The organism is Pantoea sp. A4 (genome assembly GCF_000295955.2).
In the GTDB taxonomy this organism is placed as follows: domain Bacteria; phylum Pseudomonadota; class Gammaproteobacteria; order Enterobacterales; family Enterobacteriaceae; genus Pantoea; species Pantoea multigeneris.
The window spans coordinates 32,941-52,924 of record NZ_ALXE01000036.1; the positions used below are offsets into that span (position 1 = coordinate 32,941).

The 19,984-nt window shown below is 45.2% G+C and carries 16 protein-coding genes; 9 read left to right on the forward strand and 7 right to left on the reverse strand.

Going from position 1 to position 19,984, the window contains the following annotated elements; translation table 11 throughout:
• Positions 1-20 precede the first annotated feature (20 nt).
• Genes B880_RS0116010 through B880_RS25135 form a run of 6 tightly spaced genes read left to right on the forward strand, consistent with a single transcriptional unit; the run spans position 21 to position 7,954 of the window.
• Positions 21-1,169: a capsule biosynthesis protein gene (locus B880_RS0116010; RefSeq protein WP_026042705.1), complete on the forward strand. Its 1,149-nt coding sequence runs from the start codon at positions 21-23 to the stop codon at positions 1,167-1,169.
• A 30-nt stretch (positions 1,170-1,199) separates the two neighbouring features.
• On the forward strand, positions 1,200-2,876 hold the full coding sequence (locus B880_RS0116015; RefSeq protein WP_017348456.1) for a polysaccharide biosynthesis/export family protein: 1,677 nt from the start codon (positions 1,200-1,202) through the stop codon (positions 2,874-2,876).
• A 9-nt stretch (positions 2,877-2,885) separates the two neighbouring features.
• Positions 2,886-3,617, forward strand: coding sequence for a 3-deoxy-manno-octulosonate cytidylyltransferase (gene kdsB, locus B880_RS0116020; protein ID WP_017348457.1), 732 nt, complete (start codon positions 2,886-2,888; stop codon positions 3,615-3,617).
• A 2-nt stretch (positions 3,618-3,619) separates the two neighbouring features.
• The gene (locus B880_RS0116025; RefSeq protein ID WP_017348458.1) at positions 3,620-5,641 is read left to right on the forward strand and encodes a capsular polysaccharide biosynthesis protein; all 2,022 of its coding nucleotides are present in this window, start codon (positions 3,620-3,622) and stop codon (positions 5,639-5,641) included.
• A gap of 41 nt (positions 5,642-5,682) precedes the next feature.
• Positions 5,683-6,924, forward strand: coding sequence for a capsule biosynthesis protein (locus B880_RS0116030; protein ID WP_017348459.1), 1,242 nt, complete (start codon positions 5,683-5,685; stop codon positions 6,922-6,924).
• Positions 6,917-7,954, forward strand: a complete 1,038-nt coding sequence (locus B880_RS25135; protein WP_017348460.1) for a right-handed parallel beta-helix repeat-containing protein — start codon at positions 6,917-6,919, stop codon at positions 7,952-7,954. Before B880_RS0116030 ends, B880_RS25135 begins: the two co-directional genes overlap by 8 nt.
• Before the next feature lie 37 nt (positions 7,955-7,991).
• Here B880_RS25135 and B880_RS0116040 read toward each other — a convergent pair whose 3' ends face one another.
• The 5 genes from B880_RS0116040 to B880_RS0116060 all read right to left on the reverse strand — a co-directional run bounded on the left by B880_RS0116040 (position 7,992) and on the right by B880_RS0116060 (position 13,883).
• A complete protein-coding gene (locus B880_RS0116040; RefSeq protein ID WP_017348461.1) occupies positions 7,992-8,843 on the reverse strand; it encodes a hypothetical protein in 852 nt (283 codons plus the stop codon).
• 116 nt (positions 8,844-8,959) lie between these two features.
• Complete coding sequence (locus tag B880_RS0116045) at positions 8,960-10,081, reverse strand: glycosyltransferase 61 family protein (RefSeq protein ID WP_017348462.1); 1,122 nt, start codon at positions 10,079-10,081, stop codon at positions 8,960-8,962.
• Positions 10,074-12,434 carry a glycosyltransferase gene (locus B880_RS0116050; RefSeq protein WP_017348463.1) on the reverse strand — a complete coding sequence of 787 codons (2,361 nt, stop codon included), beginning with the start codon at positions 12,432-12,434 and terminating at the stop codon, positions 10,074-10,076. Before B880_RS0116050 ends, B880_RS0116045 begins: the two co-directional genes overlap by 8 nt.
• 16 nt (positions 12,435-12,450) lie before the next feature.
• Positions 12,451-13,110 carry an ABC transporter ATP-binding protein gene (locus B880_RS0116055; protein WP_026042706.1) on the reverse strand — a complete coding sequence of 220 codons (660 nt, stop codon included), beginning with the start codon at positions 13,108-13,110 and terminating at the stop codon, positions 12,451-12,453.
• On the reverse strand, positions 13,107-13,883 hold the full coding sequence (locus B880_RS0116060; protein ID WP_017348465.1) for an ABC transporter permease: 777 nt from the start codon (positions 13,881-13,883) through the stop codon (positions 13,107-13,109). The genes B880_RS0116055 and B880_RS0116060 overlap by 4 nt, the downstream gene beginning before the upstream one ends.
• 681 nt (positions 13,884-14,564) lie before the next feature.
• Between B880_RS0116060 and speB the strand changes: the two genes are divergently transcribed.
• Complete coding sequence (gene speB / locus B880_RS0116065; RefSeq protein ID WP_017348466.1) at positions 14,565-15,485, forward strand: agmatinase; 921 nt, start codon at positions 14,565-14,567, stop codon at positions 15,483-15,485.
• A gap of 882 nt (positions 15,486-16,367) precedes the next feature.
• Positions 16,368-16,919 (forward strand): hypothetical protein, encoded by a 552-nt coding sequence (locus B880_RS0116080; RefSeq protein ID WP_017348469.1) that lies wholly within the window; start codon positions 16,368-16,370, stop codon positions 16,917-16,919.
• A 21-nt stretch (positions 16,920-16,940) separates the two neighbouring features.
• Here B880_RS0116080 and B880_RS0116085 read toward each other — a convergent pair whose 3' ends face one another.
• The gene (locus B880_RS0116085) at positions 16,941-17,696 is read right to left on the reverse strand and encodes a M48 family metallopeptidase (protein WP_026042707.1); all 756 of its coding nucleotides are present in this window, start codon (positions 17,694-17,696) and stop codon (positions 16,941-16,943) included.
• 268 nt (positions 17,697-17,964) lie between these two features.
• Between B880_RS0116085 and B880_RS0116090 the strand changes: the two genes are divergently transcribed.
• Entirely contained in the window at positions 17,965-18,903 is a 939-nt protein-coding gene (locus B880_RS0116090) for a LysR family transcriptional regulator (protein ID WP_017348471.1), read from the forward strand.
• Here the strand turns inward: B880_RS0116090 and B880_RS0116095 are convergent.
• Complete coding sequence (locus B880_RS0116095) at positions 18,900-19,970, reverse strand: ABC transporter substrate-binding protein (RefSeq protein WP_026042708.1); 1,071 nt, start codon at positions 19,968-19,970, stop codon at positions 18,900-18,902. The genes B880_RS0116090 and B880_RS0116095 overlap by 4 nt on opposite strands.
• Positions 19,971-19,984: the final 14 nt, after the last annotated feature.

The window sequence follows — 19,984 nt, forward strand, 5'->3', positions numbered from 1 at the left end:
GAAATGATGATAGCTACATGTTGATAACTAAAGTGAAGTCCCACGCGGTTGCGTTGCGCCGCCGCGTGCCTGCTATTACCCTGAATGATATTCACCGGCATCTGGCCAAGATCGTTATTGGTGTTCCCATGGCTGTGCTGTTGGTTTATCTGATCATTTTCAGTCAACCGCGCTATATGAGCGAATCAAAAGTTGCGATAAAACGCTCTGATGACCTCAACAGTGCAAGTCTTAACGTCGGCTTACTGCTGGGTTCTTCTACCGGGGATTCCTCGGGAGATGCGCTCTATCTGAAAGAGTACATCAACTCGCCGGACATGCTGGCTGCGCTGGATAAGCAGCTCAACTTCCATGAAGCCTTTAGCCACAGTGGGTTAGATTTTCTTAACCATCTTGGTAAAGGTGATCAGGCTGAACGCTTCCTGCAGTACTACCTGAGCCGCATTACCGTCTCTTATGACGACAAAACCGGGTTACTGGATATTCAGACTCAGGGCTTCACCCCGGCGTTTGCGCAGCAGTTTAACAAGGCGGTGCTCAAAGAGTCTGAACGCTTCATTAACGAAATGTCGCATAAGATTGCGCGTGAACAGCTTACCTTTGCCGAAGGTGAGATGAATAAAGCACGCCAGCGCCTCAATGCCAGCCAGGCACAACTGCTGGCCTACCAGAACCATAACAACGTGCTCGACCCAGAAGCTTCGGCGATGGCGGCCAGCACGCTGGTAAATACGCTGGTAGGGCAGAAGATCCAGATGGAAGCTGACCTGCGTAACCTGCTGACCTATCTGCGTGATGATGCCCCGCAGGTGATCAGCGCGAGGAATGCCATCAAGTCGTTAGAAGCGCAGATTGAAAATGAGAAGGGCAAGCTTACCGCGCCGGAAGGCCGCAGGCTTAACAGCATGGCGGTGGATTTTGACCAGATCAAATCTCAGGTGGCTTTTGATACTGAAGTTTATAAGTTAGCACTTACTTCAGTTGAGAAGACGCGTGTTGAAGCGCTGCGTAAGCTGAAAGTGCTGTCGGTGATTAGCTCGCCGCAGTTGCCGCAAGAATCGACGTACCCGAACAAACCTTATCTGATCGCCTGCTGGCTGCTGGTGTGCTGCCTGCTATTTGGATCGCTGAAATTGCTGATTGCCGTCATTGAAGACCATCGCGATTAATGCGCCCGTAGAACAACATAAGAGTTAGCCATGAAATACGTAAAATCTTTAGTCTTTCTCCTTGCCGTGCAGGCGGCGCAAGCGGGTGCGGCAGTAGGGATTAATGCCGACCCGGAACTGACGGGTGCGGCACCTTTGCCTGGCATTCTCAGCGGTCAACAACAGACCAGCAACGACAGCAGTGGTTTTGATAACACCCCAGCGCCAACAGCGCCGGTGATGCCCAGCCGCATGTTTGGTGCCCAACTGTTTAACGGCAACAGCCCGGACAGCGGTGCGACCGTCGGTTTTAACCCCGGTTATGTGATCAACCCAGGCGATACTATCCAGATCCGCCTGTGGGGCGCGTTCACCTACGACGGTGCAATGGCGGTGGACCCGAAAGGCAACATCTTCCTGCCGAACGTTGGCCCGGTCAAAGTGGCGGGGACCAGCAACGGTAACCTGAACGCGCTGGTGACGGCCAAAGTGAAAGAGGTCTATCAGGCGAACGTCAGCGTTTACGCCTCGCTGTTACAGGCGCAGCCGGTAAAAGTGTACGTCACCGGCTTTGTGCGTAACCCTGGCCTGTATGGCGGCATCACTTCGGATTCACTGCTGAACTACCTGATTAAAGCGGGCGGGGTTGATCCGGATCGCGGCAGCTATGTGGATATCACTATCAAGCGTGGCAATCGCACCCGTGCCTCCATCAACCTGTATGACTTCCTGCTGGATGGCAAACTGGGCCTGTCACAGTTTGCCGATGGCGACACCATCGTGGTTGGCCCACGTCAGCACACCTTTAGCGTGCAGGGCGATGTGTTTAACAGCTATGACTTTGAATTCCGCGACAGCTCGATTCCGGTGACGGAAGCACTGAGCTGGGCCAGACCCAAGCCGGGTGCCACTAACATCACCATCATGAGGCAGCAAGGGACGGTGAAGCGTAGTGAGTACTACCCAATCAGCTCTGCGCCGGGTCGCATGTTGCAGGATGGCGATACGCTGGTGGTGAGTTCTGACCGCTATGCCGGCACCATTCAGGTACGCATTGAAGGCGCCCATTCTGGCGAACACGCGATGATCTTGCCGTACGGTTCGACTATGCGTCAGGTATTGGCGCAGATCCGCCCGAACAGCATGTCGCAGATGAGCGCGATTCAGCTTTATCGCCAGTCTGTGGCACAGCGTCAGAAAGAGATGCTGGATCTGTCACTGCAAAAACTGGAAGAGGCTTCGCTCTCTGCGCAGTCAGCCACCAAAGAAGAAGCCAGCCTGCGTATGCAGGAAGCACAGCTGGTGAGCCGCTTTGTGGCGAAAGCCCGTCAGGCGGTGCCGCGTGGCCAGGTAGTGTTAGATCAAAACAATCTCGACAGTGTCTTGTTAGAAGATGGTGACGTGGTGAGCATTCCAGAGAAGACCTCTCTGGTGATGGTACACGGCGAAGTGCTGTTCCCGAATGCCGTATCCTGGGAGAAGGGCCTCAGCCCGGATGACTACATCAAGAAATGTGGTGGCCTGACGCAGAAAGCCAGCAACAGCAAAGTGATTGTGATCCGTCAGAACGGCGAATCTGAAGATGCAGAAGATGTGAAAACCCTGCAACCTGGCGATGAGCTGATGGTTCTGCCGAAGTACGATTCGAAGAACATCGAAGTAACGCGCGGCATCTCGACCATCCTCTACCAGTTGGCGGTGGGTGCAAAAGTAATTCTGTCCCTGTAAGGATAAGTGATGAGCAAAACAGTGATTGTTATCCCGGCGCGTTATGGTTCATCGCGCCTGCCTGGTAAGCCGCTACTGGATATTATCGGTAAGCCAATGATCCAACATGTCTATGAACGGGCGCTACAGGTGCCTGACATTGACGAAGTCTGGGTGGCTACTGATGATGAGCGGGTTAAAAACGCCGTTGAAGCGTTTAATGGCAAAGTGGTGATGACGCGTAGCGATCATGAATCCGGCACTGACCGTTTGGTTGAAGTGATGGAGCAAGTGGACGCGGATATCTACATCAACTTGCAGGGTGATGAGCCGTTAATCCGTCCTGCGGATGTTGCTCGCCTGGCAGAAGGAATGCGTGCTGATGCAGAGTTGCCAGTGGCAACGCTGTGCCACAGCATTTCTGCCAGCGAAGCGCTGGAACCGAGCTGCGTAAAAGTCGTCTTGAACACGCGGCAGGATGCGCTGTATTTCAGCCGTTCGCCAATCCCTTATCCACGTAACGAAGATAAGGTGCGATACCTGAAACACGTGGGTATTTATGCTTATCGGAAATCGGTGTTGCAGGGCTACAGCCAGTTGCCAGAAGCCATGCCGGAGCAGGCGGAATCTCTGGAACAGCTGCGTTTAATGAATGCGGGTGTTGGTATCCGTGCTTTCCAGGTTGAGCCTACGGGCCCCGGTGTTGATACACCGGCTTGCCTGGAAAAAGTGCGTGCACTGATGGCTGAAGAGGTCGTGTAGTTGTGATCGGCGTATTCTCATCGGGGATCTGGCGGATTCCTCACCTGGAAAATTTTCTCGGGCAAAAGAGCCAGAAACTGGCGCTACGTCAGACGATCACGGATGAGATCACGCAGATAGCAGTCTGGGGCTATCGCCCCAGTACGACAGTGCCTTGCGAACTTGCTGCCGCTGCCGGTAAAAGCGTCTTGCGTCTGGAGGATGGGTTTATCCGTTCTCTGGGGCTTGGCGCGACCGGCAGCCCGCCTCTTTCGATGGTGCTGGACAAAAAGGGTATTTACTACGATGCGAGCCAACCCAGCACGCTGGAATACCTGATTAAAGATGAACAGAGTACCCCGTCTTTAGCTGCGCAGGCTAAAGAGGCGATGCAGATAATTGTCGCGGAGGATCTGGCTAAATATAATCAGGCCCCTGCATTTAGCGGCGCAACTGACGCTGAAATTGTGCTGGTTGTTGATCAAACCGCGGGTGATATGTCTGTGGTGCGCGGTAATGCAGGACCAGAGGCATTTACTGCCATGTTAGATGCCGCCGTAGCTGAGAACCCCAAGGCAGAAATCTGGCTGAAAGTGCACCCTGATGTGCTTTCGGGCAAAAAAGCCGGGTATTTTGGTCCTCAGCATCAACAGGGCCGGGTTAAGCTGTTTACCGCTGATGTCAGTCCACAATCCTTACTGCGCCATGTCTCACGCGTGTATGCCGTGACTTCGCAATATGGGTTTGAAGCTCTGGTGGCGGGTAAGCCCGTGGTCTGTTTTGGCCAGCCCTGGTACGCCGGTTGGGGATTAACGGACGATCGCCATCCACAGGCGCAGCTTTTAACCGAAAGGCGCGGTACTGCCTCGCTGGTTGCATTATTTGCGGCGGCGTACTTACGTTACAGCCGTTATATCGATCCAGTGACGGGCGAAGCCTGCGATCTGTTTCGGGTGATGCAGTGGCTGTCATTACAGAAGAATCACACTGCGCAGCGCACGGGAGAACTCTGGGCACCGGGTCTTTCTTTATGGAAAGCCAGCGTCCTCAAGCCCTTTTTGCGTACCAACAGTAACCGTTTAAATTTCAGCCTCAAAAGTAGAAATGCGACGGCCTGCGTGGTATGGGGAACACGTGGTGAAGCTCGCTGGTCTGCACTGGCGCAGCAAAAAGGTCTGCCGGTATGGCGTATGGAGGATGGCTTCTTACGCTCCTCTGGGCTTGGTTCAGATTTATTGCCGCCGCTCTCTCTGGTGCTGGATAAGCAGGGTATTTACTACGATGCTACGCGTAGTAGTGACTTAGAGTCACTGCTAAAGCACAGCAGGCTCACGCAGCCTTACAAGCGCCGGGCAATCAATATCCAGCAGCAGTTAGTGGAAAAAAAACTCAGTAAATATAACCTGGGTGCAGCCTTTTCTTTGCCTGAAGCTGCTAAAAACAGACGTGTTTTATTAGTTCCGGGACAGGTTGAAGACGATGCCTCGATTCAGACCGGGACGATCAGCATCCGCGATAACCTCACGTTGTTACGTACCGTAAGGCAACGTAATCCAGACGCCTTTATCATCTACAAACCTCATCCTGACGTGTTGGTGGGCAACCGTAAGGGACATATTCCGGCGGAAGAAATAGCCAGGCTTGCCGATCTACAGGCCACCGATGCAGATGTGATCCAATGCATTCAGTTGGCTGATGAGCTCCATACCATGACCTCGCTATCGGGTTTTGAAGCGTTGTTACATGGGCGTAAGGTGTATTGCTACGGTATGCCATTTTATGCAGGGTGGGGATTGACTGTTGATGAGCATCGTTGCGAGCGACGCGATGTGACCCTGAGCATGGAAGATCTGGTTTACCAGGTGTTAATTCAGTACCCAACATATTTGAACCCACTCAGTGGGCAACCTATTGCAGTAGAAGATGCAATTACCTTGCTGCATGCAGCTCCCCGGCGTCCGATGTTTATTGAGAAGAATAAATGTAGTCGGGTATTACGTTATTCCCGTAAACTTATGATGTTTTTGAAGGTACGCTTTGGATAGTTTAATTGGCTCTTGGGTAAACGAGGTCAAAGGAAATGACTATGCATAATACCGCAATGACAACGCTGCTGGCGGGTAAAAAATACCTTCTCTTGCAAGGACCGATGGGGCCATTCTTTAGCGATTTAGCAAACTGGCTAGAATCTCTTGAACGCGAAGCGGTTAGCGTAGTGTTTAACGGAGGCGACCGTTTCTATAACCGCAAAAACAAACATTTAACTTACCAGCAGACGCCTAAAGAGTTCCCAGCCTGGCTTCGTGCTACCCATCAGGATTTTGCCTTCGATACGATTCTTTGCTTTGGTGATTGTCGCCCGCTGCATCAAGCGGCAAAACGTTGGGCGCAGTCAAAAGGGGTGCGCTTTGTCGCATTTGAGGAAGGATACCTTCGGCCACACTTCATCACCGTTGAGCAAGGTGGGGTGAATGCCTACTCTTCATTGCCACGAGATCCTGACTTTTATCGTAATTTACCCGAAGTGACATTACCGGAGGCCACACCGCTAACGCCGTCCGCGCGAAAACGTATCGGACATGCGATTTGGTATTACCTTGTTGGCTGGCGCTATCGCCATGAGTTTGCCAAATATAAGCACCATAAGTCTTTCTCACCCTGGTACGAAGCGCGTTGCTGGGTACGCGCATACTGGCGTAAAGAGTGGTATGGCATCAAACAGCGTAAAGTGCTGCCGCGCCTGACGGGTGAGCTGGATCAGAAATATTATCTGGCGATTTTGCAGGTCTACAACGACAGCCAGATTCGGCACCATAGCCCTTATGATGATGTGAGAGATTACATTAACGATGTGATTTACTCGTTTGCGACCAAAGCGCCTTCAGATAAATTCCTGGTCATCAAACACCACCCGATGGATCGTGGCCATCGGTTGTACGGCCCGTTGATTAAACAGCTGTGCAAGGAGCATAAAGTCAGCGATAGGGTCTTCTATGTCCATGATTTACCTATGCCTGCATTGCTGACCCATGCGAAAGCTGTTGTTACAATTAATAGCACGGCAGGGATTTCAGCGCTGATCCATAATAAACCATTGAAGGTGATGGGCAACGCCCTGTATGACATCAAAGGCCTTACCTATCAAGGGCACCTGCATCAGTTCTGGCAGGCTGATTTTAAACCGGACATGCGGTTGTTTAAGAAGTTTCGGGGGTACTTGATGGAAAATACGCAGGTTAATGGGGTTTATTATGGGGTATATACTATTAAAGGTTCTGTGAGTTATGATGAAAAGGTTGAATTTTTGACGAGGGATAAGCATGTTTAACTTAAAACCCTTATGTTTACTGATCTTTTCCCCTTTATGCTTTTCCAATGATAATTGTGTTTTTAATATCAACCAAGGACAAGTGAATCGTTTAAATAAAAGCTGTACATATAATGGCACGGCTGTTATTTCTCAATCTGGTACGGTATTGGATTGTAATGGGGCTGTAATTGATGGTAATGGGGAGAATAATATTGGGGTAGCTGTGATAGGGAAGGGGATTAGTAATGTTTTGATAAAAAATTGTATTATCAGAAACGAAAAGTCTACTGCTATCCGGGTGTCATCAGGAGTTCCACAGAATATTGATGAGAATAATCATAGTTTAAAATATAGTTACTCACCTAAGAAAATACTTATAGAAAACACAACAACTGAAAATTCTGGGGGGGTAAATATTTATATAGATAACTATGTCACTGACTCTGCAATAATAAATTCTAAAATAATTAATTCAAAAGGTGTTGGGGTATACCTTGATTACTCAACAAGCCATATTTTGGTTAAGGGTAATTCTTTTATAGGCAATGGTTTAAATCATCAAGGACGAGAGCTTCCAGCTTTGGCTATTGATTCATCAAGTAATAACAAAATTATCGATAACGTATTCTCACAGAACGCTGCGGGCTCAATGTTTTTATATAAAAACTGTGGTGAGCATTATTCAAGTGGAAAGTCTGCTGTAAGATGGCAAGGTTCTAATAAAAATTTAATATCAGGAAATGATTTTAATGATGAAAAAGTAGGCGTATGGATTGCAGCCAGACAATCAAAAGATCTTTCAAGTTGGGGATGTGCAGATAAAAGCATGGATCAAAATGGGAAGTATTTTGAAGATTTCGCGGATTATAATTATATCATTAGTAATAAATTTAAGAGTGTCTTAAAAGGAGTGGTAATAGAAGGCGATAATAATAAAGTTATAAATAATGATTTTATAGATTCATCAGGAAATGATATAGTTCTTCCAAGAACGAAAAAATACGAGTATTTAGGGCTTAAGCAGTCTGGTAATGATATTGTAAAATAAGATCACTAAAATTCATAAAGTGATCTTATTGTTATTATTATTGTTCTAATTTAGATAAATAGTCATTGAGTTGTTCTAAATGCCTAGGATGTCCTTCAAGCTGTGGCAGCTTTTCTCTTATCCATTTAGCTCTGTCTTGTGTGTCTAATTTTTCAGCTATTATTTTTATCACTGTAGGGGAAAGAAGTTTTGATTTGTTATAATCATCTTCCAGTTTTTCTATTACATTAGGGATACTATCAAAATCCCCTAGTAAAATCTTCTCTAAGAGACCCAAATCAAATAAAGCTCTTGCTGATGAATGTCCTGAATCAGGCAACTGTATAATATTAGTAGATGGTGCTTTTTCTTTAATTAATTTAACATGTGAGTTATCAATAATATGGTTGTTATCAACAATAACGTACGTTAAACCCTTAATGTTTTCATCAGCTATATTACTACCTTGAATTTCATTGATGGCAGCAATATCTTCCCTCCATCTATTTTCAAAAGGAACTATATCTGTGTTGACACAATATTGAGGGGAAATAGAAATAGTTAAATCTGGATTAAGACTAGAAGAGAATTTTAATGATGCATGTCCGCCAAGAGATGCACCAATTACTATCCTCTTTTTAAATTCTCGCGTTATACCATTGATTCTTTCAAGCACATCATGAATTTCAGGAAAGTTAAACCATGAGTTATTTTTTTCAATGACAAATAAAGAAGGCATATTAGCCTTTGTTAACTCCGCTTCCCATCCCCCTTTCAATGGATTAGTGTCTATAATTGCTAATCTAGCTTTGGGAAGGTGGGAATTAAACGTGATTTTAATTTCATCTTTTTTCCCGCTTCCAGGGAAAAACTTCACACAAATATTTTCATTATCAAAAATAACCAACATACAATCCACCATTAAATAATGTGCTTCAAGTGTAACTATAACTGCAGTCTACATGGTATATTTAATTAGTATAGTAAAAGTAAGGCAAAATAACAAATTGCCTTACTTTTTTACAATTATAGAGCTTCTAAACTTTCAATTGCTTCGATAGGTCGAATGCTGAATTCAGCATTCGGCTTTTTATCATCATCGTTTTTTAGACTTCCCACAATTGAAATTGTTTTGAAGCCAACAACAGCAGCAATGAAATGGTTAAAGTTTCTAAAGAAGGTAGGTGATTGAAGATTGATAACCTTTGCTTCTTTATTCGCTAAAAATGCAAGCGACATACCGGTTCTATACTCACCAATTAAAATTTTCGCAGTAGAAATAATTCGTGAGTGTGAGTTAATCTGAGTATCATTTGTCTCTAATTTTTTTACGCCATTATCGTGGCAAAAATACTCAACTACGCTGGAATTAGATAATAAAGTACGACCATTCCCTTCATCTTTTTTGTGAATAAAATATCCACCTTGAGGTTTGCTCACAACTTCAGGCGTGAATTTTCTTCTTAAGAAATTAACGGCTGCAGGAGTTATCCAGTGATTATAGTTCGCAGGTGGCTGAATAAAAACTAAGTTTTTGCAGTTGATAATGCTATTTGTTTTTTTAATTATGATTTTATCTTCACTTATACCAAAAGTGACAAGAATTTCCTTCTGGTAAATCTTGTTTTCATTGATTATAAAGTGATATTTAACATATTCTGATTTATCTAAAGTAGATAGCTTAGATAAACTTTCAAATATAAAGTGCGAGAATTCATCATCTGATGCTGTAGCTAGTAAAATAGCATTTTCAACATCAACCCCATGAGCATCAGAAGTGTCGTCTTTTAGACTCCATGTCTCTCCAGTCTGTTTAAGAGAATATTTATTTTCAATAAATTTTTTGTTATCGAAGCAGTTACTGGCTGTAATCCAATTCTGCAAAGACTCTTCATATACAACGTTATTACTTAAAACTGCTCCTTTACCGATTACTTTTGCCGATTTGACTTTTGCTACAAGCAAATTTGGTAATCGAGCTTGTTCAGATTTACTCTGAAGTTTTCCATCTACTATTTTCTGAATGTTGTAAGGAATCTTAATTGCACGATTGTAAATGAAGAAGCCTTGGCTATCTGATTTAATTAGTGAGTGAATGTCTAAATATTCATTCTGGTTTAATGAGGTAAAGCTAGCAATTTTATACATTGTTATTCTTTCTCTTTAAATTTTCGATATAGTCTAGAGACTCTTCAAAAGTTATTTTTTTATTGCTTTTAGCATCAAAGTATACGGATAATTTAATGCAAGCAGCATAAAATATTTCTTCGATGGTTCTTGTAGTTTTACGTCTCACTAACGGATACTTATCAACAGTAAGTCCCCAACCTGAGTAGAAAGGTTTACCGTAAGTTACCACTTTCAAACCCCTTAAGAGAGCTTCAAATCCTACTTGAGATGATATCGTGTAAACCTCATTACAAGAATCCAGCAATTCAGTAACAGGAACAAAGTCTGGAACAATAATTAAGTTTTCATACTCCAAGTTCAACCCGTTATCTTTTTGAGATAGAATGTTGTCCGGGTGTCTTTTAAAGTAAACTGTTTTATTTTGATTGTTTTTACACGCATCATCGATCATGTTCTGGAAGTCTTTAACATGACCGTCAGAGAAAATTATAGATGCATCATCCATTTTTTGCTCTATTACTAAAATAGAGTTATTATTTATTTTCCATCCGGTTGGGTTTGATGATGCATATTTATTGTATTTTGTTATTTTATTTTTTATTATTCTTTGGATTAGTTTTTTGCAGTAAATTATTTGATCTTCATTTAGTGAGTAATTTTCATTATTTAATGTCATTTCTAGGCGTGAAGGTTGTCGTGCATCAAAATAATATCCCATATCATCAAGGATAAATCCAAATGCTCTTCTTTCTTCTAAGGTTGTATGTTTATCATAGAATGATGCATACCCACTGAAAAAACTTACTTCAGAGAAAATTAATGGTTTATCATATAGAAATGCATATTCAATCGAATCCCAGAACATCCCTTGATTAATTCTCAATGAGTGAATGATTACGGTCTCTGCTTTTTTATTTTCTTCATACAAAATGTTTGATGTTTTAAATATAGATTTCAAATTCTCATTTTGGCCACCATCAACATCTCTACCCACTAGATTAGACTGTATGGAGCTATTAATAGGCAAGGAATCAACAAAGTCAGAAGCATTGAAATCATCTGGTAAAATTGGGCTTCGAGAGATTAGAACTTCTTTTAACTTAATATGAAGGTCGGTTTTTCTTTTCTGAACCTTTGTTGTTGGGCCAGTAGGCAAACCACCAAGGTTATTTGTTGATATTACTGTATTGCTTTTAGAATTATTTCCGGCAGTGTTAGAAAAACTTACAACGTCAATGAAACCATTGAACTTATTACTTATCTCTTCAACCAAGAGCCTTGTTTTTCTTGCTTTCTTGATACTCAAAAAGTAACCCGGGAGTACTTTTTTTAATTTAGAGTATAGGTTTCTTTTTTTGATACTTGCAGTGTTTGCGGAGATTTTATATTTATCTAAACCAGTAAATGTAGCCTCTCCAACATTAGCTTGTGGTTTTTTTGCGGGCGCTTCTTTTTTAGGCTTAATAAGAGTGCTGCCATAACCAGTTATACTGGAGTATTCGAACCATAATTCTGATTTAGGATGCTGGAGAGACATCCAAGGTTTTCTTTTTAAAGTATAATGTATGATCGATGGGTTTTTTATAGCTTCAATAACTTCTTTTTTATTAATGTTGTTCTTGTGGTTAACATAATCAGTTACCCAAGTATCTAAAAACATAGAACCATGAACATTCCATTTCACGGGCACATACTTAATTAGATCGTAAAAGAGTTCACATAGTATCTGCTGATCTCCTAACGTTATTCGATATCTATTTAAATCAATGAAGTTTAGTATGCGCTCTAAGAAATTGAATTGCCTTATAAGCTTAAGGTTTAATAACAGCACACCAGCATTGATATGTTTTCCAGTTGATGGTATACCAAATTTCTTATTATAATCAATTGATATCGAGTCTTCTACACCGGCAAATAAGTTACCTTTGAAGCTCTCGTTATATAACTTTTCAATTGAGTCAAGAATTATCAAGTCGCTATCTAAATAAAGGGCCTTTTCTACGTTCTCTGGAAGAATATCATGCATAAGCAATCTATAATATGTGGCTATAGATATGCCGTCAGATGTTTTAATTCCTTCGAAATTACTGGCATCAACATTTATGCAAGTGTAATTAAAAGGTGATATTTCTTTTAGTTTTTCGATGTTTTCGATGTGTAAAGACTCTAAATCTTTATCAAGCAAAAAGTATACATGTATTTTCTGTTTCCCTGAATAATTCTTTAAAATAGATGCTAGCGTAGTTACTGTATATGGAATGTATTTGTTGTCAGAAGCAAATACAAGATTTACTAATTCTGAGTTTGGCTCTTCTTTTACAATTCCGTTGATGATTTTTTTACTTTCTGAAGCAGCGAGGATATTTCTCATGAATTCCCTATTTTAATTAAATGTTTTTGTTGTAAACTTCGATGGCATCTTCAACGGAATTGAAGAACTCAACATTATTGTTTTTACCAATGTAAATGGCGGCATCGCAAAATTCTTTTAATGAATTTAGGCTGTGAGACACCATTAAGAAGCTCGACTCTTCGTGACGAGCTTTGAAAATCTCGGAACATTTCTTTTTAAAGTTAGCATCTCCTACTGCTGTTACTTCGTCAACTAAATAGTAGTCGAATTTAAAAGCCATGCTCAAGCCAAAACCAAGTCTTGATTTCATGCCCGAAGAATAAGTTTTTATAGGCATGTCAAAATATTTACCCAGATCTGCAAATTTTTCTACAAAATCAATTTTATCCTTTAATTCCTCTTTCTTCGAGTATAGGCGGGAAACAAATTTTACATTTTCTCTTCCAGTTAAGCTACCTTGAAATCCGCCAGAAAGGCCGACAGGCCATGATATAGTTTTATTAGTTGTTATATTTCCACTGTCTGGCCTATCTATGCCTCCAATCATACGAAGAAGTGTTGATTTTCCTGCACCGTTTCTACCTATCAATGCTACACTTTTTCCTTCAGGTAAGGTTATGTTTAAATCTTTAAAAACATAGTGTCTTCCTGCAGGTGTTCGATAAGATTTTGTCAGGTTTTTTATTTCAATCATGATGTTAACATCGCTTTTTCTCTAATCCTGTATACTGCTAATCCAATAAAAAAAGCAATTAAAGTACAAAATGCTAAATAGTAAATGCTTACGCCATCACTTTGATATGAGGGAATAATTGACTCGCGACTTAATTCCACTGCATGAACTATAGGGTTCCAAAGAAAATAGGATCTATAATCTGTTGGTATAGAGTGAAGAGGAAACATAATACATGATATGAAGTATAGAGGTTTGAGTATTATGGGCAGGAATTTTTGAGTTTCCGCAAATAAGTTCCCTATTACCATGAATATCAATCCTATTCCGATTGAGAAAAAAATTAAAAGAATCCATGATGAAATAAGTGTTAAAAGGTTAATCATGGAGAATGTTTCTCCTGACACCCACATGATCAGCATCAGAACTATATAAACGCAACTATAAATTGATGTTTCTAATACAGCACGAGCAATGATCGTATCAATTGGCTTTACTGGACGGTAATTAAACAATCCCTGATTTGCCTCAATTGCGCCAATAGATCGTGTACTGATATTGCTGAATACAAAATAAGGTATTATTCCATTTAGTAAAAAAACTGGAAATGAAACATCTGGCATAGTGCGATGCATTATATAGCCGAAAATACCTAACATAACCAACAAGTGCGCTGTAGGTTCCAGAATCGCCCAAAAATACCCTAGGCGGAACTTACCAAACCTCGTTCGGATTTCTCTTAAAAACAAGGCTTTTACAGCAGCCTGCTGGACTTCTAAACCACTTCTGGCCATTGAACATTACTCAGATAGGGAGGATTTTTTGCACGCTACCGCCCTTGGCTTAACAGCTACCAATGGACTGGGGGCAGGGCGGTAAAGAGTAGGCGAGGGAAGACCTGCAGACAGCAAGAGGGGGAAGAGGTGTTAATAACCAACTTATTAACATTCGCTCAACTTCCAGTGCTGAGCTGTAACGAGTGCATCATCCCTGATTCTTATTTATCAATGAGTTAAAAAAATAACATTAACTCAATAATCTGTTTTCCTGTTTGTCTGCAGGAAATGGCTCGTAATTTTTTGAGATAACGTTACATGCCATGTAATGGTTTTCCCAGATGTTTTCAGCTATCAATAAGCCGTTAACAATTTGCAATGCCTATAGTAGTTCTCTTAAAACATTAATGCAAATAACCTATTGATAGAAAAGAATAAAATTTAAGCAGTTCAGGCGTGGATCTCTGGACTCAGCTTTCTAATGTGAGGATATGCACTTTACTTATGCATGTAATAATTTTCACAACTAAGATTGCTTGTGTTGGTGAGCAAGGCGATAATGTTCGCAACATAACCTATGCATAATCCCTTCCTCGTCGGGCCTAACGACGCGGAGGGGATTTTTTTTGGCTATACCTGTAACACCTTTAACGTGTGGTGACCGGCAGAGCCGGTTTTCGTATCAACAGAGGACTTCTTATGTATAACACCCTGGGCAATCAGTACGACAACTCCCTGGTATCCAACGCCTTCGGTTTCATGCGTTTCCCGCTCAACTTCCAGCCATACGACAGCGATGCCGAATGGGTGATTACCGGTGTACCTTTTGATGCCGCTACCTCTGGCCGCCCTGGCAGCCGCCTTGGGCCGGGTGCGATTCGTCAAATCTCAACCAACCTGGCCTGGGAAGGTTGCCGCTGGCCGTGGGATTTCGATCTGCGTCAGCGTCTGCGCGTCGTCGATTGCGGCGATCTGGTGTATGCGTTCGGTGATTCACAGGATCTGTCCGATAAGCTGCAAGCCCATGCTGAGAAGCTGTTGGCAAACGGCAAACGTATGCTGACCTTCGGTGGCGATCATTACATCAGCCTGCCGTTGCTGCGCGCACACGCCAAGCACTTCGGTAAAATGGCGCTGGTGCACTTTGATGCGCATACCGATACCTACTCCAACGGTCCAACCTTCGACCACGGCACCATGTTCTACACTGCGCCGCAGGAAGGTTTGATCGATCCACATCATTCAGTACAGATTGGTATCCGTACTGAGTTTGATAAGAGCCTCGGCTTTAACGTGCTGGATGCCGCGCAGGTGAACGATCGCAGCGTGGATGACATTCTGGCGGAAATTAAGCGCACCGTGGGCGACCTGCCGGTTTATCTGACCTTCGATATCGACTGCCTCGACCCGGCCCACGCGCCTGGCACCGGTACGCCGGTTATCGGTGGCTTGACCAGCGATAAAGCCACCAAACTGGTGCGCGGCCTTCAGGGCATGAATATCGTCGGGATGGATCTGGTAGAAGTGGCACCAGGCTATGACCAGTCTGATATCACTGCACTGGCGGCGGCAACTCTGGCACTGGATATGCTGCACGTTCAGGCGGCAACCAAGCGTTAATCAATTATTGAGGGCAGGGCGCGACTTTGCCCTCAATTTCTATATCCTTCCAGCTTTTGATTGATTCAGCGAACGCGGGCGTCTGGCTGGGCTAGTGCTCAGTAGTCGTTGCGAACGTCCTGAGCAGCGGAATGTAGGATGCGCAGGGCAGCAATCACAACCAGAACGATGAGTATGATAACGGCAGCAGACAGCATAGGTCGTCTCCTGATGGTCTCTCGTGTAAAAAGTAGCTTGCAAGCCAATAGCCCGTTTTGTTGCCGCTCACAAATCCGCATGGCAGTTCTCTAAATTTTTCTGGCAAAAGCGGGGATCGCCTTAAGGTATTGCCTGGTGCTTGTGAGTTGGTTCACAAAACTGTGTCGAATTGCAAGAAACTTGTTTTGCCCCTACGTGATATACCTCGGCGTGTTGGTAAATATTGATTGCTGAACATTCTTGCGATGATATATTTCTCTTCGCGTTTTAGATTTTGTTTCCTTCTTGCTTTATGAATTCTTTAATTTATTAGCTGTTTATTTAAAGGGAGTGGCTAATTATGTTTTATGGAAAGAAATTGACGCTGAGTCGTGAAGAGATAAAGAATATTTTACATCGCGCAGGGGAACAGTGTTCAGCGCAAAGACGAGCAAGAGAACAGATGAGCGGCATAGATAGAATGGCCGAGGAGAATCCGTTTAGCAAATTATCCCTTTCTGTTCGCACTACTGGATCTGTGGGAGTGTTAAGTAAGCTGTTTTTACAAGTAAGCTGGTTTTTTAATGCATTGATCCACAATGTAAAATGTGACATCAGGAAACGGCGTCTTCATAAGATTTTTCGTAAGGCATATATGCAATCTAAAACCGTTAATAAGAATTTCTTCCGGGAGTGAGCTAACTCATGAAGCCAGAATCCGTTTTTAAAAAAATCGTGACTGATCCCACCAATCCTTTTCAGGTGCTTGCATATGCTGAATACAAAATGGATAAGCATGAAATAGCCGAAAGGTTTTCTCAATCAGGTCAGAGTGAACAGCAATTACAGCTTGAACTAAAGCGATTCCATGATGCAGTTTTAGATTGTCCTCGCTTGATTAAGTCATATCACTTTCGGGCATTGAATATTGGTAATGGGTTACTTGAAGGGGTAAAAGATAATCTGATAAAAACGGCCAATCAAGACTTCATCGAACGTGTATTACAGCTTCAGAAGCAGCAGCAAAGCCCTGCTTATCGCGTGATCCGATTTTTCCTGGAAGGGTTAAAAAACCTCACCGCTACCAATCTGGCGATGATCCTGTTCAGCGGCGTGTATGCACTTACGCTGAACAAAAGTGAACGGCAAAAACTGCTACCGGCAGTGACTCAATCGGTTATGGGACTGATAAACGGAGAAGTGCCAGTCATTGACAGCTATCGGCACCACACCGATAGCCTGCAAATTGTGGATTAGGCGGTGCTTAACCCGAAAAAATCATTTCCCGCCATCGGCCTTAATACGGTCGCGAATATGTTGGGCGCGTTCTGCTGAAGCAGGGTGGTCGTCAAACATACTGCTTTGTTGGCCCTGTTCCAGTTTTGCCAGCTTCTCGAAACTGGTCACTAATCCATTGGGATTGATACCGCGTTTTTTCAGCAGATCGTAAGAGTAGTCATCCGCCTGAGATTCCTGGGTTTGTGAGAACTGCGCACTGACAAAACGTGCACTCAGGTCGCCAAGCTGAGACTGAGAAAGTGAAGCCAGCGTCCCGCCGACTGAACTTACAGCATTACGCGCTGCTGCGGTCGCAAATGCCACCTGCATCGCTTTGCGCGAATGGCCCAGCGCAACGTGGCCCATCTCATGCCCTACGACTGCTTCTACTTCGTTGTCGCTCATCATGTCCATCAAGCCGCTGTAAACGCGGATGCAGCCGTTGGCCATCGCCCAGGCGTTCACGTCTTTGGTCTGGTAAACCTTGTAGTTCGCCGGAATGCCGTTGATGTTATCGCCCAGTGCGGCTGAGATACGGTTCAGGCGCTGCTGATAGCTGCTGTTGGCTGGTGCGATTTTGTTCTCTTTGTCCATCTGTTCACAGGACTGGTTGCTGAGCTGCACCACTTGATCATTACTCAGAGTATAAGCCTGAAACGCCTGTGCACCAGATTGCATCAGCGCGTTGCTGTCCATTCCTTCGCAGCCGCTCAGCAGAACGGCAGCCCCTAAAACCAGTAAAGGCATCTTCTTCATTCAAAAACCCCAAAAGCAACGGTTGGATAATCAACAACGGAATCAAAATTAAAAAACGCTCTTGCACCGAAGGCGAAGGGTAGGCGTCTTTATTGACGTCTTTAAACCTCCTGCCTGCGTGGCTATTGTGTACTCAGCGCCTGAAGGGGTTCAATCAGAGTTTGGCTCGTCTTGTTGATTTCGCTTCCTCTAATTCATTTATTCTTGTTTTGCCCGTTGAGCGCTTTCGGGTAACGTTAATCCCCCTTAACGGAATAAGCGCCTCGCTATGCACCTCGATTTTCGGCAGTTGAGAAACTTCGTCGCCCTGGTGGAACAGGGTAGCTTTGGCCAGGCGGCAGATGTGGTGTGCCTGTCGCAGTCTGCTTTCAGCCGCAGTATTCAGGCGCTGGAACAGAGCGTGGGTCATCCGCTGATTGACCGGCAAAGTAAATTTTTGCAACTCACGCCCTACGGCCACAAGCTGCTGCCCTATGCACGACGTTTTCAGGATTTAGCCCTCGAGCTGAAGGGACTGCTGCGGGAAGTGGATGATGAACAGAACGGCGAACTGCTTTTCGGCTGTGGCCCGGCACCCACGGCACGCCTGATCCCGGCGGCGGTGGCGGAGTTTAATCGCCTGACACCGCAGGCCAAAGTCAATTTTCGGGTCGATAACTGGAATGCGCTACGCATCGCGCTGGCAAGCGGTGAACTGCCGTTTGTGGTGGCGGATACCTGGCACGCGGAGCTGGATACGCAACTGCGGGTGCAGCCGCTACGCTCACAGCGCTGCTTCTTTATTTGTCATCGTAGCCACCCGCTGGCACGCCGGGAGGCAGTTACGGCACAAGAACTGATGCGCTACCCACTTGCGGCACCCTATTTACCGCCGGGGGTACGCAAAGTGCTGGCAACGCTGAGCGGCCAGGCTGATTACACACCGGCTATTCAGTGCGATCACATCTATGCGCTGCTGAGCATCCTTGCGCAAAGTCAGGCGATCAGCTTCGCCAGTGAAGACGGCTTTCAACTCTGTCGCCAGAGCCATCAACTGGTCAAGCTGGAGCTACGCGATGTGCCTGATGAGTGGCGTTTTATGCAGACCCGCTTTGGGCTGATTTCTCCCGCCCAGCAGGCGCGGACGCCGCTGGTGGATAAAATGACGGACATCATCCTGCTCACCGATGAACAGCAGCAGTGGCAGGATGAAGGCCAGGGCAGTTAACTGCCGCTCTGGGTTTTGCCACTGGCGTCATATTGTGGCCAGTGCTGCTCCAGGTGCAGCGTCTTCAAGGCGTTATCAACAAACTGGCCGTCGATCCAGGTCGCGGCATCAAAGCCTTTACGAATCAAACGGTCCTGCTGCGCCTGTTGAATGCTGGTACTGAAACTGCTGAGCAGGAAAGGGTCGCGCCGTGGCGAGGTGTCAAAGTTGAGATAATTCGTCTGCATCTCTTGCAGCAACAAATCCGCCGGTAGCTGGCTCTGTTGTGCCATCTCCTGCGCCCAGGTTTCACGCTGCTGCACATCGCTGATGGTGGCGGCATTCTGTACCAGCACATTAATGATGCTCTGCGTGATGTTCGGGTGCTGCTGAATAAACGCATCAGTACCCACAAACCCGGCCTGAGTCGTGTTCGCCAGGCCAAAATCACTGCTGCGGGCGACGATGTTAATGGCCGTGCTTTTCAGCGCCAGCAGCGATACACCGCCCCATACGGCATCGACTCTTCCCGCCGCCAGGGCGGCTTTGGCGGCATTCCAGTCGAGATTAATCACTTGCATATCCCGCTCGCTCAACCCTTTGCTGGCCAGCGTGCGGTCAAAGGAGAGCTGATCGGCCGTGCCGCGATAAACCGCCACGCGTTTGCCTTTGAGATCGGTAATCTGCTGGATGCCGGAAGCCTGGGTAGCGGCGAGCCAACAGTCAGAACCGCGACTGCCGAGCAGCAGGCGCGTCTGCAACCCGCTGGCGCGGCCAATAATTGCCGCCAGGTCGCCGAGGTAGGCGAAATCCAGCTGCTGGTTTGCCAGCGCCTCATTCACCGCCGGGCCAGCCCCTTTAAAGAACTGCCACTTTACCGTAACGCCTTGCGCTTGCAGGCTCTGCTCTAGCTGATGGCGCATAAATGCCATCCCCACGGGGCCGCCAATAAAGGGTTTATTGCCCGCGCTCTGGTCCGGGACGCCAATGCGAACGGTTAACGCCTCAGCGCTGACGGCGGTTGAGGCGAGGCAAATCAAGGCCACCGCCCACAGTCTGACATAGCGACTCACTGCTGCTCTCATCACTCACTCCTTACTGT